This is a genomic window from Pseudomonas sp. RIT-To-2 (assembly GCF_029623465.1).
In the GTDB taxonomy this organism is placed as follows: Bacteria; Pseudomonadota; Gammaproteobacteria; order Pseudomonadales; family Pseudomonadaceae; genus Aquipseudomonas; species Aquipseudomonas silvicola.
In genome coordinates this window covers 59,069-83,700 of record NZ_JAPYKM010000020.1, presented here as the reverse complement: position 1 = coordinate 83,700, position 24,632 = coordinate 59,069, and the positions used below count along the sequence as shown (strand labels likewise).

15 protein-coding genes are annotated in these 24,632 nt (G+C 64.0%); 11 read left to right on the top strand and 4 right to left on the bottom strand.

Going from position 1 to position 24,632, the window contains the following annotated elements; genetic code table 11:
* Window positions 1-43 precede the first annotated feature (43 nt).
* On the top strand, window positions 44-790 hold the full coding sequence (locus tag QBK88_RS18495; RefSeq protein WP_277963163.1) for an SDR family oxidoreductase: 747 nt from the start codon (window positions 44-46) through the stop codon (window positions 788-790).
* 964 nt (window positions 791-1,754) lie between these two features.
* On the opposite strand, the gene QBK88_RS18490 is transcribed toward QBK88_RS18495, so the two are convergent.
* Window positions 1,755-3,134, bottom strand: coding sequence for an MFS transporter (locus QBK88_RS18490; protein ID WP_277963162.1), 1,380 nt, complete (start codon window positions 3,132-3,134; stop codon window positions 1,755-1,757).
* A 399-nt stretch (window positions 3,135-3,533) separates the two neighbouring features.
* Between QBK88_RS18490 and QBK88_RS18485 the strand changes: the two genes are divergently transcribed.
* The 4 genes from QBK88_RS18485 to QBK88_RS18470 all read left to right on the top strand — a co-directional run bounded on the left by QBK88_RS18485 (window position 3,534) and on the right by QBK88_RS18470 (window position 8,587).
* Window positions 3,534-6,332: a bifunctional diguanylate cyclase/phosphodiesterase gene (locus QBK88_RS18485; RefSeq protein ID WP_445764959.1), complete on the top strand. Its 2,799-nt coding sequence runs from the start codon at window positions 3,534-3,536 to the stop codon at window positions 6,330-6,332.
* A gap of 95 nt (window positions 6,333-6,427) precedes the next feature.
* Window positions 6,428-7,060 (top strand): CDP-alcohol phosphatidyltransferase family protein, encoded by a 633-nt coding sequence (locus QBK88_RS18480; RefSeq protein ID WP_277963160.1) that lies wholly within the window; start codon window positions 6,428-6,430, stop codon window positions 7,058-7,060.
* The gene (locus QBK88_RS18475) at window positions 7,047-7,646 is read left to right on the top strand and encodes a lysophospholipid acyltransferase family protein (RefSeq protein ID WP_277963159.1); all 600 of its coding nucleotides are present in this window, start codon (window positions 7,047-7,049) and stop codon (window positions 7,644-7,646) included. The genes QBK88_RS18480 and QBK88_RS18475 overlap by 14 nt, the downstream gene beginning before the upstream one ends.
* Window positions 7,643-8,587, top strand: a complete 945-nt coding sequence (locus QBK88_RS18470; RefSeq protein WP_277963158.1) for a phosphatidate cytidylyltransferase — start codon at window positions 7,643-7,645, stop codon at window positions 8,585-8,587. The genes QBK88_RS18475 and QBK88_RS18470 overlap by 4 nt, the downstream gene beginning before the upstream one ends.
* Before the next feature lie 64 nt (window positions 8,588-8,651).
* Here QBK88_RS18470 and QBK88_RS18465 read toward each other — a convergent pair whose 3' ends face one another.
* Window positions 8,652-8,891: a DUF3203 family protein gene (locus QBK88_RS18465; protein WP_277963157.1), complete on the bottom strand. Its 240-nt coding sequence runs from the start codon at window positions 8,889-8,891 to the stop codon at window positions 8,652-8,654.
* Between the two features lie 250 nt (window positions 8,892-9,141).
* On the opposite strand from QBK88_RS18465, the gene QBK88_RS18460 reads away from it, so the two are divergent.
* From QBK88_RS18460 to QBK88_RS18450, 3 genes are read left to right on the top strand one after another with little or no spacing between them, the layout of a single operon-like run.
* A complete protein-coding gene (locus QBK88_RS18460) occupies window positions 9,142-12,327 on the top strand; it encodes an efflux RND transporter permease subunit (protein ID WP_277963156.1) in 3,186 nt (1,061 codons plus the stop codon).
* Window position 12,328: 1 nt separating this feature from the next.
* Window positions 12,329-13,498, top strand: a complete 1,170-nt coding sequence (locus QBK88_RS18455; RefSeq protein ID WP_277963155.1) for an efflux RND transporter periplasmic adaptor subunit — start codon at window positions 12,329-12,331, stop codon at window positions 13,496-13,498.
* Entirely contained in the window at window positions 13,491-14,966 is a 1,476-nt protein-coding gene (locus QBK88_RS18450; protein ID WP_277963154.1) for an efflux transporter outer membrane subunit, read from the top strand. Before QBK88_RS18455 ends, QBK88_RS18450 begins: the two co-directional genes overlap by 8 nt.
* A gap of 134 nt (window positions 14,967-15,100) precedes the next feature.
* On the opposite strand, the gene QBK88_RS18445 is transcribed toward QBK88_RS18450, so the two are convergent.
* The gene (locus QBK88_RS18445) at window positions 15,101-15,262 is read right to left on the bottom strand and encodes a hypothetical protein (protein WP_268140870.1); all 162 of its coding nucleotides are present in this window, start codon (window positions 15,260-15,262) and stop codon (window positions 15,101-15,103) included.
* A 188-nt stretch (window positions 15,263-15,450) separates the two neighbouring features.
* On the opposite strand from QBK88_RS18445, the gene QBK88_RS18440 reads away from it, so the two are divergent.
* From QBK88_RS18440 to glgB, 3 genes are read left to right on the top strand one after another with little or no spacing between them, the layout of a single operon-like run.
* Entirely contained in the window at window positions 15,451-17,469 is a 2,019-nt protein-coding gene (locus QBK88_RS18440) for an alpha-1,4-glucan--maltose-1-phosphate maltosyltransferase (protein ID WP_277963153.1), read from the top strand.
* A gap of 13 nt (window positions 17,470-17,482) precedes the next feature.
* On the top strand, window positions 17,483-20,800 hold the full coding sequence (gene treS / locus QBK88_RS18435) for a maltose alpha-D-glucosyltransferase (protein WP_277963152.1): 3,318 nt from the start codon (window positions 17,483-17,485) through the stop codon (window positions 20,798-20,800).
* 3 nt (window positions 20,801-20,803) lie between these two features.
* Window positions 20,804-23,023, top strand: coding sequence for a 1,4-alpha-glucan branching protein GlgB (glgB, locus tag QBK88_RS18430; RefSeq protein ID WP_277963151.1), 2,220 nt, complete (start codon window positions 20,804-20,806; stop codon window positions 23,021-23,023).
* 192 nt (window positions 23,024-23,215) lie between these two features.
* On the opposite strand, the gene QBK88_RS18425 is transcribed toward glgB, so the two are convergent.
* Window positions 23,216-24,619: an LLM class flavin-dependent oxidoreductase gene (locus QBK88_RS18425; protein WP_277963150.1), complete on the bottom strand. Its 1,404-nt coding sequence runs from the start codon at window positions 24,617-24,619 to the stop codon at window positions 23,216-23,218.
* Between the last annotated feature and the right edge of the window lie 13 nt (window positions 24,620-24,632).

The following is a 24,632-nucleotide window of genomic DNA, read 5'->3' as shown; positions in this document are numbered from 1 at the left end:
CGTACTCTGTCCACGATCCCCCATGAGGAGCGCACCGAAGTCCATGGATAAAGTCATCGTCATCACTGGCGGCAGCCGCGGCATCGGTGCCGCCACTGCGCGCCTGGCCGCCCGCCAGGGCTACCGTGTGTGCATCAACTACCTGTCGGACGAAGCCGCCGCCCAGGCTACCCTGGCCGAGGTGCGTGAACTGGGCGCCCAGGCCATCGCCGTGCGGGCCGATGTCAGCGTCGAGGATGAGGTGGTGCACCTGTTCAACCGGGTCGACGCGGAGCTGGGCACGGTGACCGCGCTGGTCAACAATGCCGGCACCGTGGGGCATACCTCGCGGGTGGACGAAATGTCCGAATTCCGCTTGCTCAAGCTGCTCAAGAGCAACGTCGCCGGGCCCATCCTGTGCGCCAAGCATGCCATCCTGCGCATGTCCACGCGCCATGGCGGCCATGGCGGCAGCATCGTCAACGTCTCCTCGGTAGCCGCGCGCCTGGGTTCCCCTGGCGAATACGTCGACTACGCCGCATCCAAGGGCGCGCTCGACACCTTCACCATTGGCCTGGCCAAGGAACTGGCGGGGGAGAGCGTGCGGGTCAACGCCGTGCGGCCGGGGTACATCTTCACTGAATTCCACGCCTTGAGTGGTGACCCGGACCGGGTCAGCAAGCTGGAGCCATCGATCCCGATGGGGCGTGGTGGCCAGCCCCATGAAGTGGCGGAGGCGATCTTGTGGCTGGTTTCGGAGCAGGCGAGTTATACGACGGGGAGTTTCCTGGACTTGGGGGGTGGGCGGTAGGGGGGGGGCGCAGGTGCATGCCATTGATATGCGTCAGGCCGCTAGGTGTAAGGCTCTGGTTGTTCGGCGATTTTTAGACCGAGCGCCGCGCTGGCGGCGCTCGATCTCGAGAACTCTACAACACCATCGCCTGGCACTTGGAGGCCCTGACGCAATCCCCATCGAGGAATATCGAAGAACGCCGATCGGCCTGTCTTGCAACCGGGTTGGGGCTGAAAGGTGCATGGCTTGATGCTTCTGGCGCCCTTGAGACCGAGCGCCGCCCGCGCGGCGCGTTCGCGAGCAAGCTCTGCTCCAACGTTTGTTTTCGGGCCAGTTATGCCAGTGGCATCACCTGATTCGCTTTGTTGGTTCACTGCAGATCTGGATGGGTGCCACCAAGGCGGCCAAGGTGATCTCACAGACATAACTGGCCCGAAACAGATGTGGGAGCAGAGCTTGCTCGCGAAGCGCCGCGCGGGCGGCGCTCGATCTTGAGAACTCTACAACACCATCGCCTGGCACTTGGAGGCCCTGACGCAATCCCCAGCGAGGAATATCGAAGGGCCCCCGATCGGCCTGTCTTGCAACCGGGTTGGGGCTGAAAGGTGCATGGCTTGATGCTTCTGGCGCCCTTGAGACCGAGCGCCGCCCGCGCGGCGCTTCGCGAGCAAGGGCTCGGCGCCCCCCTCGCTCCCACATTTGTTTCGGGCCAGTTATGCCAGTGGCATCACTTGGTCCGCTTTGTAGGTTCACCGCAGATCTATGCTGGTGCCAACAAGGCGGGCAAGGTGATCCCACAGACAAAATTGGCCCGAAACAGATGTGGGACCGGGCTTGCCCGGGAAGCGCCGCGCGGGCGGCGCTCGGTCTCAAGAACGACACAGCGCCATCGCCTGGCACTTGGAGGCCCCACCGCAAAGCAAAAAAAAAGCCCCGGCATCTCCCGACACCAGGGCTTTCCCTCGTAACTTGCAGCTACCCCTTATTTAACCCCCTGCATCCGCATCTGCAGGTATTCCTTCTTGTCCACTTCCTTCGCGTCGCGCTTGCCCAGGTCAGCCATCGGAATACGGTAGGTTTCCTTGGCCGCATAGGCGGCGAGGGCGGCGATCACGGTGATGCCGAACGCCAGGGCGCCCACGGTCATGGGGATGTTGTCCGAGCCGGGCGGGGCCACGGCGGCGAACAGGGCCGGCAGCAAGGCGGTGATCATGGTGCCCACGTTCTGCGAGATGGCCATGGCCGAGACGCGGTAGCGGGTCTGGAACAGCTCCGGGTAGAAGCTGGGGAAAATGGCGTTGTAACCCTGGTAGATCACGCCCCACATCAGCAGGGACATGGCGAAGGCCAGGGGCACGCTGTGGATGCTGATGGCGTACAGGTAACCGAACGCCAGCAGGCCCGAACCCAGGGCGCCACCGATGATCATCGGGCGGCGGCCAACCTTGTCCGACCAGTTGCCCACGAACGGAATCACCAGCACCGCGACGATGTTGCCCACCACCGGGATCCACAGGTACACGCTCTTGGAGAAGCCGATGCCGTAGGCTGGCTGCACCGCGTACGCCGCGCCGAAGATAGTTGCCACCACCGGAATCACGTTCATCAGCGCCATGCAGGTCACCAGGCACATGTTGCGCCAGTTGTTCTGGAAGGCTTCGACGATGGGCGCCTTGGGCAGTGCGGTGGTGGCCTCTTCCTTGACGAAGGCCGGGGTCTCGTGGACTTCTTTACGGATGATGTAGCCGGCGATCAGCACGATGGCGCTGAGCAGGAACGGAATGCGCCAGCCCCAGGCGTTGAACGCGTCATCGGGCATGAAGTAGGCCAGGGGCAGGAAGATCGCCGCGGCGAAGATCTGCCCGGCTTGCACGCCCTGCAGGGTGTAGCTGGCGTAGTAGCCCCTTCTGCCGAAGGGCGCGTGTTCCATGATCATGGAACTGGCCCCGGAGATCTCGCCGGCCACCGCAAAGCCCTGGATCAGGCGCAACACCACCAGCAACGCCGGGGCCCACAAGCCCACTTGCGAATAGGTCGGCAACAGGCCCACGGCCATGGTTGCAAAGCCCATCAGGAACATGCACAGCAGCAGTACGTTTTTACGACCGCGGGTGTCACCCCAGTGGCCCAGGAAGGCGGCACCGATCGGACGGGCGATGTAACCCACGCCATAGGTGGCCAGCGAGGCGACAATAGCGATCTTGGGGTCTGCGGACGGGAAAAAGATCTGCGGGAAGATCAACGCCGCGGCTTGGGCGTAGATGAAAAAGTCATAGTATTCGAGCGCCGAGCCAATCCAGCCGCTGGCGGTCGCTTTCTTGGTCTGCTTCGAGCCGTGGGACTCGGTGGATGCTTGATCCATGGGTGTCTCCGTTGTTTTTATTATCGAGCAATATCGTTATGGGTAACGCTAGCAGCTGGCTGGCCTGGGCCAAAACTAACTGGATAGTTAACAGATATCAGTCGCCATGACCTGTGTCAATACAACGGCTTGCGGGCAGGTGCGAACCTGTGCGATTGCCGGTCATTATTATGCCACCACGGAAATAATTTGTGCAGTAAAAAGCCTTGCCGGTGCGTCTGGAACAATAGTTGTAGCCTTTGGCTGGAAATCACGTCGCTTGGCGATGCTGGCCCTGGGCTACATCTTCGGTCAGGCCTGCCGATAGAGTAGTCATGCGACCGTCCGTCCCGCTGGAGCGTCCCCTTGAATTCCCCTCTTTTGCCCGATGAGTCACGCTTGCCACTGGGCGCTGACGTAGTGACTTCGATCGATGAGGTTCTGGCCACGGCTCGCGCCTGGCCTGATAGCCGTGCCTGGGTCTGGTACCGTGACGGTGAACCGCTGCACCGGGTGGCCCAGGGCGGCGTCCCTTGCCAGTGGCCTTTGGCCTTGGCACGGCGGGACCTGGAGGGCTTCTGCCGTGCCGAGAACCTGCACCGCTGGCCCACCGGCGAGGGCGAACATGCGTTGGGCTGGTTGCTGGCGGCACGCAGCGACGCCCATGACCCGCGTTTGAACGAACTGGCTCGGGAGCTGGGGATCCGGGTGCAGCGCGAAGCCCTGGCCCGGGCACAGATGACCCAGCGGGTGCTGTATGAAATCACCTACCTGGCCAGTTCGACCCGTGACCGCGGTGTCTTTCTGCAGGGGGTGCATCAGCACCTGGGCACGCTCATCGACGCCGAGAACTTCTACCTGGCGTTGTACGACGCCCAGGCTCATGAAGTGTCCTACCCGTATTACGTCGACATCATCGACAACGACGCCATCGAGGCCCAGAGCCACGAGTACCTGGACCCTGAGCGCCTGTCGCTGACCGGCTACGTGTTGACCACTGGCCAACCGCTGATGGTCGACGCCAGCGCGATGCGCCGGGCTGAGCAGGAGGGGCGGTTTGCCCCGGTTGGCCACCGCCCCGAGTTCTGGATGGGCGCGCCCCTGAAGAATGCCTCGGACGAGGTGTTCGGGATGCTTGCCATGCAGGTCTACGAGGTGTCGCGCATCTACAGTGCCGAGGACCGCGAGTTGTTCCTGGTGGTGGCCCGTCACGTGGCCATGGCCCTGGATCGTATCCTGCACCGCATGGACCTGGAAGAGACGGTATCGCGGCGGACGCAGGAGCTGTCCGAGCTCAACGATGCACTGCGCCTGGAGGTCATCGAGCGCGAGCGCGCCGAGCACCTGCACAGTGCGCTGTTCCAGATCGCCGAGCTGTCCAGCCAGCAGGGCGAGATGGCCGAGCTGTTCCAGAGCCTGCACATGATCGTCGGCGACCTGCTGTTTGCCCGCAACTTCTATATTGCCCTGTTCGAGGTGATGACGGGTGAGGTCACCTTCCCGTACTACATCGACGAGCAGAGCGCCGCCGCGCCGGCACCGCGGCGTGGACAGCGCGGGCTCACCGAGTACGTGATCCGCCAGCGCCGGCCATGCCTGATCGACTACGACGACGCCAGCGCCCTGATGGCTGCCGGCGAGATCGCCAACAACCCCGGGCCTGTGCGTTCCCAGTCCTGGTTGGGTATTCCGCTGTTCGACGGCACCCAGGTGCGTGGCGTGCTGGTGGTGCAGAGCTATTCACCGACAATCCGCTACAGCCAGCGCGACCAGGAACTGCTGACCTTCGTGTCTCGCCATATCGACACCGCGTTGTCGCGCCGCAGCGCCGCCGAGGCCGTGCAGGCCGCCAACCTGATGCTCGAAGCGCGCGTGCAGAGCCGCACCCGTGAACTGGACCACGCCAACGCTGCGTTGCAGCACGAGAACGCCCACGACGCGCTGACCGGGCTGCCCAACCGCAGCCAGTTGCAACAGCGTCTGCAGCAGGCCTGGGCGGCGTTCTGCGCCGAGGAGCGGCCGTTGGTGGTGATGTTCATTGACCTGGACCGTTTCAAAATGGTCAACGACAGCCTCGGCCACCACTTCGGTGACCTGCTGCTGACACAGGCGGCCACGCGTTTGCGCAGTTGCCTGCGCGAGGGCGACCTGCTGGCCCGCCTGGGCGGTGACGAGTTCGCGGTGCTGGCCCCCGAGGCCGATCTGGACACGGCGGTGGGCATTGCCGAACGTATCCTGCTGGCCTTCGACCTGCCGTTCAATATCGACGGCCATGGCGTGTTTTCATCGTGCAGCATCGGCATTGTCAGTGCCGATGCCCAGTTCCACCACGAACCCGCTGACCTGCTGCGCGATGCCGACACGGCCATGTACCGGGTCAAGAATGCCGGGCGCGACAGTTTCGCGGTGTTCAACCAGCAGGTGCGCCGCGAAGTCAGCGACCAGATGGAGCGCGAAGGCGCATTGCGCAATGCGCTCAAGCGTGACGATGAACTGTTGGCCTATTTTCAGCCTATCGTCAGTGTCGAGACCGGTGCGGTGGTTGCCCTGGAAGCCTTGATCCGCTGGCGTCAGGCCGATGGGCGCATCACGGCGCCGGGTGATTTCCTGCCGGCGCTGGAGGGCCTGCGCCTGATTGGCCGGCTGGACCTGTACATGCTCAACCGCATCGCCGCGACCCTCGCCATGCCCGAGCACGCCCATTGGCCGCCGGTGCACGTCAACTGTTCCAGTTACAGCATTACCCGCCCTGAGTTCGCCAGCGAGGTGCTGGCCCTGCTGCAGCGCCATGGCATTGCAGCCCATCGTGTGTGCCTGGAACTGACCGAAGGCGGCCTGGTGGCGGAGCCGGCGCGGGCCCGGCAGACCATGCAACAATTGGCCGAGCACGGTTTGAGCGTGATGCTGGACGACTTCGGCGCCGGCTTCTCGTCCCTGAGCTATGTGCACCAGTACACCTTCAGTGGCCTGAAAATCGACAAATCCTTCATCCTCGAACTGACGGCCAGTGAGCGCAGCCGCGCCATTGTCCGGGCTATCGTGCGCATGGCCGAGTCGCTGAGCCTGCCAGTGGTGGCCGAGGGGGTAGAGGACGAAGCCACCTTGCAATTACTGCGCGAAATGGGCGCTTCCCAGGCCCAGGGCTATTATTTCGCCCGGCCCATGGCAATGGAGCAGTTGGACCTGCCCATTCCTGTGGGGCCGGTGACGCCCGTGTAGCACGCCGTTTTTGTCGAGATGTGTACCCTCATACAAAACGGTGTCGGCTCAGGTATGATTTCCCGGTCACGCGCCTCCTTTTATGGAACTGTCTAATGGATGAGAACCGCAGGCCCATCAAGACCCGCTCCGCGGGGTGGGCCAAACGTATTACCGACCGATTGGTCGCCAGCAATATCTCCCCCAACCAGATCTCCGTCGCCAGCATCGGTTTCGCCCTGTTCGGCGCAGTGGCGCTGAACGTCAGCACCGGTGTGCTTGGCTCGTTGCTGTGCATTCTCGGCATTCAGCTGCGCCTGCTGTGCAACCTGTTCGACGGCATGGTCGCCATCGAGGGCGGCAAGAAGTCGACGCTGGGCACGCTTTACAACGAGTTTCCCGACCGCGTGGCCGACAGCTTGCTGATCGGCGGCCTGGGCTATGCCATCGGCCACCCGGAGCTGGGCTGGTTCGCGGCGCTGCTGGCGGCACTCACCGCCTATGTGCGGGTGTTCGGCGGCTCGCTGGGGTTGGCGCAGCGGTTTATCGGGCCCATGGCCAAGCAGCACCGCATGGCGGTGATGACAGGCGGGCTGGTGCTGAACCTGATCGAGACCCTGACGCTGGGCAGTTTCTACGTGCTGTCGTTTGCGCTGTGGGTCATTACCCTGGGCTCTGCGATCACCTGCGTCACCCGCACCCAGGCCATCGCCCGGCAGCTCAAGGAGCCGCGCCATGTGGATCAGTAGAGCGTTGATCGCCGTGCTGCGCCTGCTGATCGGCGCCAGTGCCCGCTGGGAAAGCCCGCCTGACCTGTCGCGCCAGCGCATCTACTTCGCCAACCACACCAGCCACATGGACACCCTCGCGATCATCGCCGCACTGCCGCCCGCGGCGCGGGTCAACGTGAAACCGGTGGCCGCGGCGGATTACTGGGGCAAGAACCGCTTCCTGTCCTACATAGCGCAACGGGGCCTGAACGCCGTACTGATCGAGCGCAATGCCACCGCCGGCAAGAACGTCCTGGAACCCATCTTCGATGTGGTGCAGGCCGGGCACTCGATCATCTTCTTCCCCGAAGGCACCCGCTCGGCCCAGGCACTGCCGGGTGAATTCAAGTCGGGCCTGTACCGCCTCAGCGAACAGTTTCCCGACGTTGAACTGGTGCCCATCTACCTGGAAAACCTGCACCGCTCCATGCCCAAGGGCAAGCACGTGCCCCTGCCGATCCTCTGCACCATCCGCATCGGCAACCCGCTGCCGCGTATCGACGGCGAAGACAAACAGGTATTCCTGGCCCGCGCCAGGGACGCGATCGTGAGGTTGGCGCCATGACGCTTCAGGACAAGTTCATGTGGTTCTTCGGCGCCATCGCGGGCCTGCTGGTGCTGGCCTCGGCCATTGGCTGGCTGCTGGCCCGGCGGGCAACGTCGGACAGCGCGGTGGCGACCATCGAAAACCTGAACCAGCGCGTCAACGCCTGGTGGGGCATGGTGGTGGTGTTCTTCGTTTCCTACCAGTTGGGCGGCAACGCCACGGTCGTGCTGTTTGCCTTTATCTCGCTGTTCGCCCTGCGCGAATTCATTACCCTCACACCGACCCGGCGGGGTGACCACAACGCCCTGTTCGCGGCCTTCTTCATCCTGATTCCCTTGCAGTACCTGCTGATCGGTACCCATTGGTATTCGATGTTTACCCTGCTGGTACCGGTCTATGCCTTTCTGATGCTTCCGGCCATCGCCGTGCTCAGCCAGGACACCGAAGCCTTCATGGAGCGCACGGCGAAGATCCAGTGGGGGGTGATGATCTGCATCTACTGCATCAGCCACGCACCAGCGTTGCTGTTGCTTGACCTGGAGGGTTTCAAGGGCCAGAACGCCTTGCTGCTGTTCTACCTGATGTTCGTGGTGCAGATCAGCGACGTGCTGCAGTACGTGTTCGGCAAACTGTTCGGCAAACGCAAGGTGGCACCGCTGGTCAGTCCCTCCAAGACCGTGGAAGGGCTGGTGGGCGGCGGTTTGGCGGCGACGCTGGTAGGCGGCTGCATGTACTGGATGACGCCCTTCGGTTTCTGGCAGTCGCTGGGTATGTCGCTGGTGATCGTGGTGATGGGCTTCGTGGGTGGGCTGGTGATGTCAGCCATCAAGCGCAGCCTCAGTGCCAAGGACTGGGGCACCATGATCAAGGGCCATGGCGGCATGCTCGACCGCATGGACTCGGTGTGCTTCGCCGCGCCGATCTTCTTCCACCTGACCCGTTTCTTCTTCTCTGCCTGACGCTGGAAAGTAGCGGGTCACCTGCAGGACCGGGCCCGCGATGTCATTCCATTGCCACGGCGGTTCAGATCACCGAACCGGGCGTCGCCGCCTTCAGGTGCTTCCTGCCATCCAGCGCCCCCGCGACGGTCAGGGCATCGGCTTCGGCCTCGGTGATGGGCACGCGGTGGCCGTTCAGCTCGGCGATGGACATGCGCAGCTGGTCGTCGGTGCTGATGCGAATCTCGGCGGCGGGACCTTCATAGCGCAGGTCTTGTCCGATCAGGGTGCAGCGTTGGGTCTGGGCATCAATTTCCACGGGCATGGCTCCTCTCCCTTGTTCTTGTGGGCTTGCAAGGGTTAGACAGCGCGCGGGTGTCCGGCGCCGCTCGACCTGATCGACGGTCAACCGATTAAAGGTTCTTCAGCTTGCCTCCGGCTATCAAGTGCCGAGCCTACACTCCATAGGTGCCGATGGCTGTCAGCAGGGAACCGTGCTGGCTGGGGAAACCACCGGCATCTGCCCAGTGGTGGCGCTGCTCAAGCGTTTGTCTGTCTCGCTACGGATAAAGCCCATGCTTGGAATTGTGCGTGTCGCGCTCAACCGGCCCTACACCTTCGTGGTGCTGGCGATCTTCATCCTCATCATCGGCCCCCTGGCGGCCTGGCGCACACCCACGGACATTTTTCCGGAAATACGCATTCCGGTCATCGCCGTGATCTGGCAGTACACCGGGCTGCCCCCGGACCAGATGGCCGGGCGTATCACCTCGCCGTTCGAGCGGGTGCTGACCACCACGGTCAACGATGTACGCCACATTGACGCGCAGTCACTCAACGGTTTCGGCATCGTCAAAGTGTACTTTCAGCCCAACGTCAATATCAGCACCGCCAACGCCCAGTTGACCTCCGTGGCCCAGGTCATCCTGCGGCAATTGCCACCGGGCACCACGCCGCCGCTGATCCTCAACTACAGCGCTTCCACCGTGCCCATAGTGCAGTTGGCGCTGTCGGGCCAAGGCCTGAGCGAGCAGCGCCTGGGTGACCTGGGCCTCAACAGCGTGCGCCTGCTACTGACCTCGGTGGCCGGCGCGGCCATGCCTTATCCCTTCGGCGGCAAGAGCCGCCAGGTGCAGATAGACATCGATTCGGCGGCGCTGCAAGCCCGCGGGCTGTCGGCCCAGGACGTGGCCAATGCGCTGGCAGGGCAGAACCTGATCACGCCGGTGGGTACCGAAAAAATCGGGCGTTACGAATACGTGATGCAGTTGAACAACGCACCGTCGGCCATCGCCGACCTGGAAACCCTGCCCATCAAGGCCGCCGACGGCACCACGGTGCTCATGCGTGACGTGGCCAGCGTGCGCGATGGTGCCCCGCCGCAGACCAACATCGTCCACGTCAACGGCAGCCGCTCGGTGTTGATCACCGTACTCAAGACCGGCTCCGCGTCCACCCTGGGGGTGATCGCCGGCATCAAGGCCAAGCTGATCGAGTCCAAGGCCGCGTTGCCCGATAACCTCAAGATCGATTTCATTGGTGACCAATCACTGTTCGTGCGGGCCGCCATCAACAGTGTCGCCCGCGAAGCGGTGATCGCCGCGGCGCTGACCAGCCTCATGATCTTGCTGTTCCTGGGCAGTTGGCGCTCAACGGTGATCATCGCCATTTCCATTCCCCTGGCCATCCTGGCCTCTATCGCCACGTTGGCAGCCCTGGGGGAAACCCTCAACATCATGACCCTCGGCGGCCTGGCCCTGGCGGTGGGCATTCTGGTGGACGACGCCACGGTGACCATCGAGAACATCAACTGGCACCTGGAGCAAGGCAAGGAGGTGCGCGAGGCCATTCTCGATGGCGCCGCGCAGATCGTCACGCCGGCGTTCGTTTCGCTGTTGTGCATCTGCATCGTGTTCGTGCCGATGTTCTTCCTCGACGGCATCGCGCGGTTCCTGTTCGTTCCCATGGCCGAGGCGGTGATGTTCGCCATGATCGCCTCGTTCGTCCTGTCCCGGACTCTGGTGCCGACCATGGCCAACTTTCTGCTCAAACCCCATGCGGAGCAAGGGGAGGGCGAGCACACGCTGCGCTCACGCAACCCCCTGGTCCGGTTCCAGCAAGGGTTCGAGGCGCGCTTCGAGCAGGTGCGCGAGGGTTACCACCGGCTGCTGGAAACCGTGCTGCAACGCCGCAAGTTATTCCTGCTGGTGTTTTTTGGCTTCGTGCTGCTGTCGTTCGGCCTGGCGCCTTTCCTGGGCCGCGACTTCTTTCCCAGTGTCGACTCCGGGCAGATTCTGATGCACGTGCGCGTACCGGTGGGCACGCGCATCGAGGACACCGCCCAGATCATCTACCGGGTCGAGCAGGCCGTGCGCAACATCGTTCCTCCCGAAGAGCTGGGCGCTGTGGTGGATAACATCGGCCTGTCCATCAGCGGTATCAACACGGCTTACAACAACACCGGTACGGTCGGTTCCCAGGACAGCGACGTGCAGATATCGTTGAACGAGGGCCACCGCGCCACCGGCGACTATATCCGGCAGATGCGAGAGCAGTTGCCCCGCGATTTCCCCGGCGTGGTGTTTTCCTTTCCACCCTCGGACATCGTCGGCCAGATTCTCAACTTCGGTTCCGCGGCGCCCATCGACCTGCAGGTGTCGGGCGCCAACCTGGCGGCCAACTTCGCCTATGCCAACACCCTGCTGCGCGACATTCGGCGGGTCCCTGGCGTGGTCGACGCGCGCCTGCAGCAGTCACGGCAGTTGCTCAGTTTCAAAATCAACGTCGACCGCACCCGCGCGCAACTGGTGGGCATCACCGAGCGCGACATCACCAACAGCCTGGTGGTCAACCTGGCCGGTTCCAGCCAGGTGGCGCCCACTTACTGGCTGAACAACGCCAACGGCATTTCCTACCCCATTGTGCTGCAGACCCCGCAGTACAAGCTCGATAGTCTCGGTGCCCTGCATGACCTGCCGCTCAGTGGCAGTGGCCCGGGTGCCAACGGCCAATTGCTGGGGGGGCTGGCAACCTTCGAACGCAGCCAGAGCAACTCGGTGCTGACCCAGTCCGATATCCAGCCGGTGGTAGAGGTGTATGCCTCGCTGCAGGGCCGCGACCTGGGGGCGGTAGCCGCCGACATTCAGGCCATCATCGACGCCCACGGCAAAGACCTGCCCAAAGGCTCGAAAGCCGTGCTGCAAGGCCAGGTGCAGACCATGAACAGCGCCTTCAACGGGATGTTCTTCGGCCTGCTCGGGGCCGTCGTCCTGATCTACCTGCTGATCGTGGTCAACTTCCAGTCCTGGCTCGACCCTTTCGTGATCATCACCGCTTTGCCGGCGGCGCTGGCCGGCATCGTCTGGATGCTGTTCGCCACCCACACCACGCTATCGGTACCGGCCCTGACCGGGGCCATCATGTGCATGGGCGTGGCCACTGCCAACTCGATTCTGGTGGTGAGTTTCTGCCGCGAGCGCCTCAACGAGCATGGCAACTCGGTAAAGGCCGCGCTGGAGGCCGGCTACACGCGTTTCCGCCCGGTCTTGATGACCGCGCTGTCGATGATCATTGGCATGGCGCCCATGGCCCTGAGCCTGGGCGAAGGCGGCGAGCAGAATGCGCCCCTGGGCCGCGCAGTGATCGGCGGCCTGGCGTTCGCCACCTGTGCCACGCTGTTCCTCGTGCCGGCGATCTTCAGCATTGTCCATGCCCGTGATGGGCGCGAAACCGTTGCCGCCGGCAGCGGCCAGGAGGCCTGACATGACAGCCCACGCTACACGTATGTCACGGCGCGGCCGCCTGGCCCTGATCGTGGGGGTGGTGCTGGTCATCCTCGTTGTCGTCGCCGGGGTCAGTACCCGCGCCACCGAGTCACACAACCTCAAGACCTGGACCGACACCCAGGCCATGCCCACGGTGGTGCTGGTGGCCCCGACCCGGCCCGAGCAGGGGCCTGTGCTGAGCCTGCCGGGGCGCCTGGAAGCCTGGTCGCGTGCATCGATATTCGCCCGCGTCAGCGGTTACCTGAAATCCTGGACGGTGGACATCGGCGGCAAGGTCAAGGCAGGTCAGTTGCTGGCAGAAATAGAGGCACCGGAAACGGACCAGCAGTTGCTGCAGGCCCGCGCCCAGCTCGCTACCAGCCAGGCCAACGCGCAACTGGCTGCGACCACGGCCCACCGCTGGCAGGTCATGCTGGCCTCCGACTCGGTATCGCGCCAGGACGTGGACCAGCGCGTCGGGGACCTGGCTGCCAAGCAGGCCGAGGTCGCGTCGGCCAAGGCCAACGTCGATCGCCTGGTCGCCACCAAAGGCTTCCAGCGGCTGGTGGCACCTTTCGACGGCGTGGTGACGGCCCGCGCTACCGATGTTGGCGCGCTGATCAACGCCGGCAGCGGCGGAACCGGGCCGGAGCTGTTCGCGGTGTCGGACATCAGCCGCCTGCGGGTATACGTGCAAGTGCCCCAGGCCTTCGCCGCCCAGGTGCGCGAAGGCACCAGCGCCAGCCTCACCGTGCCGGAATACCCCAAGGACAGCTTCACCGCCAAGGTGGTGGCCCGCGCGGATGCCATCAACCCGGCCTCGGGCGCCACCCTGGTGCAGCTGATGGTCGACAACAAGGCTGCGCGCCTGATGCCTGGCGCGTTCGCCACGGTGCAGTTCAACCTGCCCAACCAGCCTGATACCCTGCGCCTGCCGGCCAGCGCCTTGCTGTTCGACGACAAGGGCCTGCGCGTCGCCACCCTCGACGGTAATGACCACGTCAAGTTCAAGACCGTGACCATCGCCCGGGATTTCGGTGACTCGGTGGAAATCGGCTCGGGCCTTGCGCCCTCCGACCGAGTCATTGACACACCGCCCGACGGCCTCGCCGATGACGACGCGGTGAAGGTCAGCCCACCGCCCCAGCAGGCCGGCAAAAATGGTTAGGGTCTGGAGCACTATCGCGTTGGCAGGGCTGTTGGCGGCCTGCTCGCTGGCGCCGCCTTATCAGGTACCGCCCATCGAGGCAGCGGCACAGTACCGCAACGTTGGGCCCTGGGCGCCCGCACAGCCCGCTGACCGCCTGAACCGCGATGGCTGGTGGTCCCTCTACCACGACCCGCGTCTGGATGAACTGCAACGCCAACTGGCGGCCAATAACCCGGACCTCAGCGCCGCCGTGGCCCATTATGCCCAGGCCCAGGCCTACCTGACCCAGGTACGCTCCGACCTGTTTCCGGTGCTCAAGGGTATCGGCAATGCCCAGCGCATTCGCCAGTCGGACACCCGGCCGTTGCGGGCCGATGGTGGCCCCAGCGACTACAACTCGGTGACGCTGGGCGTTGAACTGGACTACGAAGTGGACCTGTGGGGCAGGGTGCGCAATTCGGTCAATGCCGGTGCCGACGAGGCCGAGGCGGCCGCCGCGGACCTGGCCTCTGCACGCCTAAGCCTGCAAACCCAATTGACCGACGACTATATTCGCCTGCGCGGCCTTGACCAGCAGACGCAACTGCTCGGCGCCACCACCGACGCCTTCGCCAAGGCCCTGAACCTCACCGAAGGCCTGCACAGCGGCGGTATTGTCTCCGGCCTGGACGTGGCGCGGGCCCGCACGCAATTGTCCTCGGCCAAATCGCAGCTGTCGCAGAACCAGGCCCAGCGGGCACTGATGGAGCATGCCATCGCTGCTCTGGTCGGTGCTCAGCCGGCGCAGTTCGGTATTGCTGTGGCCACCGACCGTATCGAGCTGCCTGTGGTCCCGGCTGGCGTGCCTTCGGCGTTGCTGCAACGGCGCCCCGACATTGCCGCGGCCGAGCGCCGGGTCGCTGAAGCCAACGCCAAGATCGGCGTGGCTCGTGCTGCCTACTTCCCCACCATCACCCTGAGCCCGCAACTTGGCTACCAGAGCGACCAGTACGCCGGCCTTCTGGCCGCGCCCAACCTGTTCTGGTCCATCGGCCCGGCACTGGTGGCCACCTTGCTGGACGGCGGCCGACGCCAGGCCGGCGTCGACGCCGCCAGGGCCGCCACCGATGAGGCAGCCAGCCACTACCGCAGCATCGTCCTGGGCGCCTTCCAGCAAGTGGAAGACAACCTCACCCTGATCGCCGGCCTGGGCACGGCGTTGCAAAACCAGCGCGATGCCGCCAGCGCCGCCCACGACTCGGAAAACCTGGCGCTGTCGCGCTACAAGGATGGTGCCGTGGGCTACCTCGACGTGGTCGAAGCGCAAACCGCGGCCTTGCAGGCACAGAGTGGCGTGCTCGACCTGCAGACACGGCAGCTCAGCGCCAACGTGCAGTTGGTCAAGGCATTGGGGGGCGGGTGGTCGGTCGCGCGGCAGGACGCCCGCAGCGGACCTGGCCGCGTCGGCGGTGCACGCGATACGCCTGATACTGCGCGGCGCTGGTGACGCGGCCAGGTCCGCTGCTACGAGTGGGGGCGGTGCCATGGCCCTATGGCGGCGGGGCGAAAAAAATCATGACTATCTGGTCACGCTTATTCCCACCCCATCTATGCTCTGTACTCGCTATCGCGAAAAAAACCTTACAGCTGCGCCGGGGGTTCCTGGTTGGGCGGGTCGCCCACGGTCGGCGGCACGGTGGGCTTGACCGGCAGTTCGTCCGGCTCGGTCTCGGGGTCAGGCGGCGGCAGGGTGGGGTCGTCGATGTTCGGGTCCGGCGTTTCGGCGGGGATAGGGATATTCATGGGGTTCCTCGCAGGTTGTGGGGGCTGTCAAGGATCTGGACACCACGCCGGTGCCAATGACTCCCGAGCATCACTGTCGATGAACTTTCAGCACCCCCATGGCTCGGAACTTAATGCATGTGCCGGCAGCGTTGGCCGGCCTTCCTCTGTAATGGATGAGCGTCCTTTGGGCGTGTAGGAGATGCTCGATGACCGCGGATCAACCCTTCGAAACCGGCCAGGCGGCCGAGCAGAGCAACGAGCAGGCGCTGAGCCTGTCCCAGGCCCTGCTGCTGCCACGTATCGTGATCGAGAACACCCAACCCTCCATCGACGGCGGCCAGTTTGCGGTCAAGGCCGTGACCGGGCAAAGCCTGATTGTGGACAGCAAAGTCTTCGCCGACGGCCACGACAAACTGGCCGTGGTTCTGCGCTGGCGCGCGCTGGGCAGTGACCAGTGGCACAGCACGGCCATGAAGGACCTGGGCAACGACAGTTGGCAAGGGCAGTTCAGCGTCAGCCAGGTCGGCCGCCACGTGTACACCATCGAGGCCTGGATCGACCGGTTCGCCACCTACCGCTACGAGCTGGAAAAGAAATACGCCGCCGGTGTGCCCATCGGCCTGGAGCTGGAGGAGGGCCGCCGCCACCTGGTGCAGAGTGCCGAGAAAAGCGAGGAAACCCTGCGCCGCCAGCTGATGCACCTGCATGACGAGTTCCAGGGCCTGGACCAGGAGGGCCAGGTGGCACTGCTGCTGCAAAAGGACACCGCCGCGCTGATGAGCCTGGCCGACCCGCGGGCCTACCTGAGCAAGAGCCATGAATTCCCCGTGGAAGTGGAGCGCGAACGCGCCCAGTTCGCCAGTTGGTACGAGCTGTTCCCGCGTTCGATCACCGACGACGCGGGCCGCCACGGCACCTTCAACGACGTGCACAACCGCTTGCCGATGATCCGCGACATGGGCTTCGACGTGCTGTATTTTCCGCCCATCCACCCCATCGGCCGCAAGCACCGCAAAGGGCCCAACAATTCCCTTGAGGCCGGCCCGGACGATCCTGGCAGCCCTTATGCCATTGGCAGTGCCGACGGCGGCCACGAGGCCATTCACCCGCAACTGGGCAGCCGCGAGGATTTTCGCAACCTGGTGGCAGCGGCTGCCGAGCACGGCCTGGAAATCGCCCTGGACTTCGCCATCCAGTGCTCCCAGGACCACCCTTGGCTGGCGGAGCACCCGGGTTGGTTCAGCTGGCGCCCGGACGGCACCATCCGCTATGCGGAAAACCCGCCGAAGAAGTACCAGGACATCGTCAACGTCGACTTTTACGCCGCCGACGCCGTGCCCAGCCTGTGGCTGGCGCTGCGAGACGTGGTAGTGGGCTGGGTGGAGGAGGGCGTGAAGATTTTCCGCGTCGACAACCCCCACACCAAGCCGCTGCCGTTCTGGCAATGGCTGATCGAAGACGTGCGCCGTGAATACCCCGATGTGATGTTCCTCGCCGAAGCCTTCACCAAACCGGCGATGATGGCGCGCCTGGGCAAGGTCGGCTATTCCCAGAGCTACACCTATTTCACTTGGCGCAACACCAAGGCCGAGCTGACCGAGTACTTCACCCAGCTCAATCAGCCGCCATGGTCCGACTGCTACCGGCCGAATTTCTTCGTCAACACGCCGGACATCAACCCGTTTTTCCTGCACGAATCCGGCCGCGCCGGTTTCCTCATCCGCGCGGCCCTGGCCACCATGGGCTCGGGCCTGTGGGGCATGTATTCGGGGTTCGAGCTGTGCGAGTCGGCGCCGATTCCCGGCAAGGAAGAGTACCTGGACTCGGAGAAGTACGAGATTCGTCCCCGGGACTACACCCAGCCAGGCAATATCATCGCCGAGATCGCCCAGCTCAACCGTATCCGCCGCCAGAACCCGGCACTGCAAACCCACCTGGGCCTGGCGTTCTTCCAGTGCTGGAACGACAACATCGTGTACTTCGGCAAGCGCACCGCGGACCGCCGCAACTACATCCTGGTGGCGGTCAGCCTCGACCCGCATAACGTCCAGGAAGCCCATTTCGAGCTGCCGCTGTGGGAACTGGGGCTGGATGACAGCGCCGCCACCCAGGGCGAAGACCTCATGACCGGCCACCGCTGGACCTGGTACGGCAAAACCCAGTGGATGCGCATAGACCCCGGCCACCAGCCATTCGGCATCTGGCGCATCAGCGCGGCGCTCTGAAAAGGACTGACCCATGGCGAAGAAACCCCGCACCGCGGCCTTTATCAATGACCCTTTGTGGTACAAGGACGCGGTGATCTACCAGGTACACGTCAAGTCGTTTTTCGATTCAAACAATGATGGTATCGGTGATTTTCCGGGCCTGATCGACAAGCTCGACTACATCGCCGAGCTGGGCGTGAACACCATCTGGCTGCTGCCGTTCTACCCCTCGCCACGCCGAGACGACGGTTACGACATCGCCGAATACAAGGCCGTGAGCCCCGACTACGGAACCATGGCCGACGCGCGGCGGTTCATCACCGAAGCCCACAAGCGCGGCCTGCGGGTGATCACCGAGCTGGTCATCAACCATACCTCGGACCAGCACCCCTGGTTCCAGCGTGCGCGGCGGGCCAAGCCTGGCTCGCGGGCGCGGGACTTCTACGTGTGGTCCGACACCGACCAGAAATACGCGGGTACGCGGATCATCTTCCTCGACACGGAAAAATCCAACTGGACCTGGGACCCGGTCGCCGGCCAGTATTTCTGGCATCGGTTCTATTCCCACCAGCCGGACCTCAATTTCGATAACCCGCAGGTCATGAAGGCGGTACTGGGGGTGATGCGCTACTGGTTGGACATGGGCATCGATGGCCTGCGCCTGGACGCCATCCCCTACCTGATCGAACGTGACGGCACCAACAATGAGAACCTGCCCGAGACCCATCAGGTGCTCAAGCAGATCCGTGCCGAGATCGACGCTCATTACCCCGACCGCATGCTGCTGGCCGAAGCCAACCAATGGCCTGAAGACACGCAGCTGTATTTTGGCGATGTGTTCGGTGACAACGGCGATGAATGCCACATGGCCTTCCACTTTCCGCTGATGCCGCGCATGTACATGGCCTTGGCCCAGGAGGATCGCTTTCCGATCACCGATATCCTGCGCCAGACCCCGGAGATTCCCGCCAACTGCCAGTGGGCGATTTTCCTGCGCAACCACGATGAACTGACGCTGGAAATGGTCACTGACCGCGAGCGCGACTACCTGTGGAACTACTACGCCGCCGACCGTCGCGCGCGCATCAACCTGGGCATCCGTCGACGCCTGGCGCCTTTGCTGGAACGGGACCGTCGCCGCATCGAGCTGCTCAACAGCCTCCTGCTGTCCATGCCCGGCACGCCCACGCTGTACTACGGTGACGAAATCGGCATGGGCGACAACATCTACCTGGGCGACCGTGATGGCGTGCGCACGCCCATGCAGTGGTCCATCGACCGCAACGGCGGTTTTTCTCGCGCCGACCCGGCCAGCCTGGTGCTGCCGCCGATCATGGACCCGCTCTACGGTTACCAGTCGGTGAACGTCGAGACCCAGTCCAATGACCCTCACTCGCTGCTCAACTGGACTCGGCGCCTGCTGGCCGTGCGCAAGCAGCAAAAGGCTTTTGGCCGCGGCAGCCTGAAGATGCTCTCGCCCAGCAACCGGCGCATCCTGGCCTATATTCGCGAGTACACCAGCCCCGACGGCAAGAATGAACTGGTGCTGTGCGTGGCCAACGTTTCGCGCGCCGCCCAGGCCGCCGAGCTGGACCTGTCCCAGTACGCCGGCATGGTGCCTGTGGAAATGCTCGGTGGCAGCGCGTTCCCACCCATCGGCCAACTGAACTTTTTGCTGACGCTGCCGCCCTATGGTTTCTACTGGTTCCTGCTGGCGACCGAAGCGCAGATGCCCAGCTGGCATGTTGAGCCGGCTCAGCCGCTGCCCGACTTCCTCACCCTGGTGTTGAAAAAACGTATGGAAGAGCTCCTGGAAGAACCGTCGCGCAGCAGTCTGGAAACCCAGGCGCTGCCGCAATACCTGCCCAAACGCCGCTGGTTCGCCGGCAAGGACACCGCCATCGAACAGGTCCGCATTGCCTATGGCGTACGCTTCGGCACGCCCACCAGCCCGGTGCTGCTCAGCGAAATCGAGGTGCGCAGCGGCGGTCAGGTCAGCCGCTACCAATTCCCTTTCGGCTTGCTGGGTGAAGACCAGCCCAGCAGCGCCTTGCCCCACCAGTTGGCGTTGTCGCGGGTGCGTCGTAACCGCCAGGTGGGGCTGATCACCGATGCCTTCGTGCTGGAAAGTTTCATTCGCGCCGTGGTCCAGGGTTTCAGGGCGGGCACCGTGCTGACCTGTGACGAAGGCAAGATCCACTTCACTGCCACCCCGGAACTGGCGCGCCTGAACCTGGCGGCCGAACCGGAGGTGCGCTACCTGTCTGCCGAGCAGTCCAACAGCTCGGTGGTGGTGGGTGGCAGCATGGTGCTGAAGATGATCCGCCGGGTCAGCGGCGGTATCCACCCGGAACTGGAAATGGGCGCTTACCTGACAGCAGCCGGTTTTGCCAATATCTCGCCGCTGCTGGGGTCGGTCAGCCGAGTCGATGACCAGGGGCTGCCGCACCTGCTGATGATTGCCCAGGGCTACCTGAACAATCAGGGCGACGCCTGGGCCTGGACCCAGAACAACCTGGAGCGGGCCATCCGCGACGAGTTGCAACTGGGGCATTCCGACCAGGAACAGCATTACAACGCGTTGGGTGAGCTGGCTGATTTCGCCGCGCTGTTGGGCCAGCGCCTGGGTGAAATGCACCAGGTGCTGGCCGCGCCCACCGACAACCCGGACTTCAAGGCCAGCCCCAGCGGCAAGAAAGACGCCCAGGGCTGGAGCAAGAGCGTCAGTGTCCAACTGGAGCGCGCCCTGCAATTGCTGGAGCAGCACTATCACGAATTGGTCGAGGAAGACCGTGGCCTGGTGGATGATTTGCTCAAGCAACGCAAATCCCTGCTCAGCCACATCGACCAGCTCAGCAAGCAAGCGGTCGGCGGGCTGATCATGCGCGTGCACGGCGACCTGCACCTGGGGCAGGTGCTGGTGGTGCAGGGCGACGCCTACATCATCGACTTCGAAGGGGAGCCGGCACGGCCGCTGGAAGAGCGCCGGGCCAAGTACAGCCCTTACAAGGACGTCAGCGGTGTGCTGCGCTCCTTCGACTACGCTGCCGCCATGGCCATGCGCAATGCCCAGGGCGTGGACGACCGCGCCGAAGCCGAGCAGGCCCGCCAGCGCGTGGGCAAACGCTATTTGCACGAGGCCCGCCACGCGTTCATCGAGGCCTATGGCCTGGCCACGGCCAGCTTGGCGCATGCCTGGCAGGACGCCGATGGCGAACGCGCAGCACTGGAGCTGTTCAGCCTGGAGAAGGCTTGCTACGAAATCGCATACGAAGCCGAGAATCGCCCGAGCTGGCTGGCCGTGCCTTTGCATGGGCTATTCGGGTTACTGAGTACCAGGGGAGAGTAGTAAATGAACGCGCACAAGGAACAGGGCAAGGTCGGGGCTTTCCCGCCCAAGGCGGACGTCGAGGCGCTGATACGCGCCGACCATCGCGACCCGTTTTCGGTACTGGGCCCGCACGCCGATGGGGCGGGCGGGCAATATATTCGTGCGTACCTGCCCACTGCGCTCAGCGTGCATGTGCTGGACAAGGACACCCAGCAGGAGCGTGGGTCACTGCAGCAGGGTGAAGTGCCCGGGCTGTTCGTCGGCCAGTTCCCCGACCAGCGCCCCTACCTGCTCAAGGTGCAGTGGGCGGGCGGTGAGCAGATCAGTGAAGACCCCTACAGCTTTGGCGAGCTGTTGGGCGAAATGGACCTGTACTTGTTCGCCGAAGGCAACCATCGCGACCTCAGCAGCGCCCTCGGCGCCCAGTGCGTGACGGTCGATGGGGTGCAGGGCGTGCGCTTTTCCGTGTGGGCGCCCAACGCCCGGCGGGTGTCGGTGGTGGGCGACTTCAACATCTGGGACGGCCGCCGCCACCCCATGCGCCTGCGCCACCCATCAGGCGTATGGGAGATCTTCGTGCCACGCCTGCAGCCGGGCGAGACCTACAAGTACGAAGTGCTCAGCCACGAAGGTGTCCTGCCGCTCAAGGCCGACCCCGTTGCCCTTCGCACCGAACTACCGCCCTCGACCGCTTCCAAGGTGGCGCAGCCGCTCAGCCATTCCTGGGGCGACGAGGCCTGGATGCAGGCACGCGGCGAACACCATGGGCTGAACAAGCCGTTGTCGATCTACGAACTGCACGCCGGTTCCTGGCAGTGCGAGATCAATGAAGAAGGCGAGGTGCGCAACTATAATTGGCACGAGCTGGCCGACCGCCTGGTGCCTTATGTACAGCAACTGGGCTTCACCCACATCGAGCTGATGCCGATCATGGAACACCCCTTTGGTGGCTCCTGGGGTTACCAGCCACTGTCGCAGTTCGCACCGTCGGCGCGTTATGGCAGCCCGGACGATTTCGCCGCCTTCATCGACCGCTGTCACCAGGGCGGCATTGGCGTGATTCTCGACTGGGTACCGGCGCATTTTCCCACCGATACCCACGGCCTGGCGCGCTTCGACGGCACCGCACTGTACGAGTACGACAACCCGCTGGAAGGCTTCCACCAGGATTGGGACACGCTGATCTACAACCTGGGCCGCACCGAAGTGCATGGTTTCATGCTGGCCTCGGCGCTGCACTGGCTGAAGCACTTCCACGTTGACGGCCTGCGGGTGGATGCGGTGGCCTCGATGTTGTACCGCGACTATTCGCGCAAGGCGGGTGAGTGGATCCCCAACCGCTACGGTGGCCGCGAGAACCTGGAAGCCATCGACTTCCTGCGCCACCTCAACGACGTGGTGGCGCTGGAGGCGCCGGGTGCGCTGGTCATCGCCGAGGAATCCACCGCCTGGCCGGGCGTCAGCCAGCCCACGCAGCAAGGTGGCCTGGGGTTTGCGTACAAGTGGAACATGGGCTGGATGCATGACACTTTGCACTACATCCAGAACGACCCGATTCACCGCAACCATCACCACAACGAGATGAGTTTCGGCTTGATCTATGCCTACTCCGAACACTTCATCCTGCCTATTTCCCACGACGAGGTGGTGCACGGCAAGCACTCGCTGATCGACAAGATGCCCGGCGACCGCTGGCAGAAATTCGCCAACCTGCGGGCATACCTGACCTTCATGTGGGCGCACCCGGGCAAGAAACTGTTGTTCATGGGGTGTGAGTTCGGCCAATGGCGCGAGTGGAACCACGACAGCGAGCTGGATTGGTACCTGCTCAAGCAGTCCGACCACTTGGGTGTGCAGAAGCTGGTGGGCGACCTCAACCGCCTGTACCGCGAAGAGCCCGCGCTGCATGACCAGGACTGCGTGCCCCAGGGTTTCCAGTGGCTGATTGGTGACGATGCGGCCAACAGTGTGTTTGCGTGGCTGCGTTGGAGCAAGGGTGGCGAGCCGCTGTTGGTAGTGGCCAACTTCACCCCGGTACCGCGCGAGAGTTATCGCATCGGCGTGCCGTTTGCCGAGCGCTGGGAAGAGGTGCTCAACAGTGACGCCGAGATCTACGCCGGTTCCAACTATGGCAATGGCGGCGGGGTGGCCACCGAGCCGGTGCACAGCCATGGTCAGCCGCTCTCGCTGTCCCTGAACCTGCCACCGCTGGCGGTACTGATCTTGCGGCCTGTTCAGTAGCTCCCACAGCCTGATAGGCCTCGCTTCCCCATTCCCCTGTGGGACCGGGCGAAGCTCGGGAAGAGGCCCGTCAGATCGAATGCATTGTCCGCTTCCCGAGGTTGCACCCTGAGCTGCAACTGCACGCGCGTCACTCACGACGCGCAGTACCAGGCAGACCGCATCGTGAAGGCCCACAAAAGACAGTTGCCGCTACTGCTCGAATCGCAGGGGGCGGGCGGGCTGCTTCAGCGCTTGCGGGTCGCGGTAGCGGCTGGCGAAGTGGTTGGCCGGCAGCTTCGCCTGGCCTGCGCCGAACAGCCGCTCGCGCAAGGTTTCCCCCGGCTCGTACGCCTCCCGGTAACGCCCGCGCTTGCGCAACTCCGGCACCACCAGTTCGATGAAGTCGCGCGCTGTCTCGAAGGACAGGAACTGGCGCAGGTTGATGCCGTCGATGCCGTCCTCATCAAGCCACTGTTCGATACGGTCGGCCACCACCTGTGGCGTACCGGCCACGAAGAAGTACCCCTGGTCCAGGCTGCCCAGCCGGTCCAGGGCCTGGCCTACGGTTTCGTCCTGGGGAAAGTAGTCGAGAAACAGCGAGGCCAGTTTCTCGCGGCGGATGATATTGGCCACCACCTCGTCGCGAGGGTAGGCCAAGAGGTCCACCGGCAGCTGGAAGTGGGCCATGGACCCCTCGACGCTCAGGAGTTGCCCATACGCTTGCAGCTTGCGCGCCACCTCCTCGTCGGTGCGCCCGGTGATGATCGAAGCCATGACCACGAACTTGATGCTGTCCGGCGCGCGGCCGTGGGCCACGGCCTTGTCGCGCATGGTCTGGATGTTGCGCCGGATGGTCTCGTGGCTCTTGCCGCCGGTGAACACCACCTCGGCATGGCGGCCGGCGAACTCGCTACCCGCTGGCGAACCGGTGGCCTGGAACAGCACTGGCGTGCGCTGGCGTGACGGCTGGCACAAGTGCGGGCCGGCCACCTTGTAGTAGTCACCCACATGGTCGATATAGCGCACCTTGGTTGGGTCTGTGTAGACCCGGTTCCCACGGTCCTGGACCACTGCGTCGTCGTCCCAGCTGCCTTCCCACAGTTTGTACAACACGTCCAGGTACTCGTCGGCGATCTCGTAACGCTGGTCATGGCGCACCTCGTCGTCATGGCCGAAGTTGCGCGCGGCGTTGGGCAGGTAGGAGGTGACGATGTTCCAGCCTACGCGGCCTTTGGTCAGGTGGTCCAGGGTGCTCATGCGCCGGGCAAAGGCGAAGGGCGGTTCATAGGTGGTGGAGAAGGTCACCCCGAACCCCAGGTGGCGCGTGACCGCGGCCATGGCCGGGATCACCAGCATGGGGTCGTTGCTGGGGATTTGCATGCCTTCGCGCAGGGCTGTTTCGGGCCCGTTGCGGAACACATCGTACGTACCGATCACATCGGCAAGGAACACCGCGTCGAAGCCGCCGGCCTCCAGCAGTTGCGCCAGTTCCGTCCAGTAGTCCAGGTCATTGAAACGGTGGCGGTTGTTGTCCGGGTGCACCCACAGGCCATGGGTGATGTGGCTCACGCAGTTCATTTCGAACAGGTTGACGTGCAGTTTCTTCAGGTTCATGGAAAGGGTCCGT

Coding starts and splice junctions, on each gene's coding strand:
- QBK88_RS18495 (WP_277963163.1), top strand. CDS start 44: ATGGATAAAGTCATCGTCATCACTGGCGGCAGCCGCGGCATCGGTGCC.
- QBK88_RS18490 (WP_277963162.1), bottom strand. CDS start 3,134: ATGGATCAAGCATCCACCGAGTCCCACGGCTCGAAGCAGACCAAGAAA.
- QBK88_RS18480 (WP_277963160.1), top strand. CDS start 6,428: ATGGATGAGAACCGCAGGCCCATCAAGACCCGCTCCGCGGGGTGGGCC.
- QBK88_RS18475 (WP_277963159.1), top strand. CDS start 7,047: ATGTGGATCAGTAGAGCGTTGATCGCCGTGCTGCGCCTGCTGATCGGC.
- QBK88_RS18470 (WP_277963158.1), top strand. CDS start 7,643: ATGACGCTTCAGGACAAGTTCATGTGGTTCTTCGGCGCCATCGCGGGC.
- QBK88_RS18465 (WP_277963157.1), bottom strand. CDS start 8,891: ATGCCCGTGGAAATTGATGCCCAGACCCAACGCTGCACCCTGATCGGA.
- QBK88_RS18460 (WP_277963156.1), top strand. CDS start 9,142: ATGCTTGGAATTGTGCGTGTCGCGCTCAACCGGCCCTACACCTTCGTG.
- QBK88_RS18455 (WP_277963155.1), top strand. CDS start 12,329: ATGACAGCCCACGCTACACGTATGTCACGGCGCGGCCGCCTGGCCCTG.
- QBK88_RS18450 (WP_277963154.1), top strand. CDS start 13,491: ATGGTTAGGGTCTGGAGCACTATCGCGTTGGCAGGGCTGTTGGCGGCC.
- QBK88_RS18445 (WP_268140870.1), bottom strand. CDS start 15,262: ATGAATATCCCTATCCCCGCCGAAACGCCGGACCCGAACATCGACGAC.
- QBK88_RS18440 (WP_277963153.1), top strand. CDS start 15,451: ATGACCGCGGATCAACCCTTCGAAACCGGCCAGGCGGCCGAGCAGAGC.
- treS (WP_277963152.1), top strand. CDS start 17,483: ATGGCGAAGAAACCCCGCACCGCGGCCTTTATCAATGACCCTTTGTGG.
- glgB (WP_277963151.1), top strand. CDS start 20,804: ATGAACGCGCACAAGGAACAGGGCAAGGTCGGGGCTTTCCCGCCCAAG.
- QBK88_RS18425 (WP_277963150.1), bottom strand. CDS start 24,619: ATGAACCTGAAGAAACTGCACGTCAACCTGTTCGAAATGAACTGCGTG.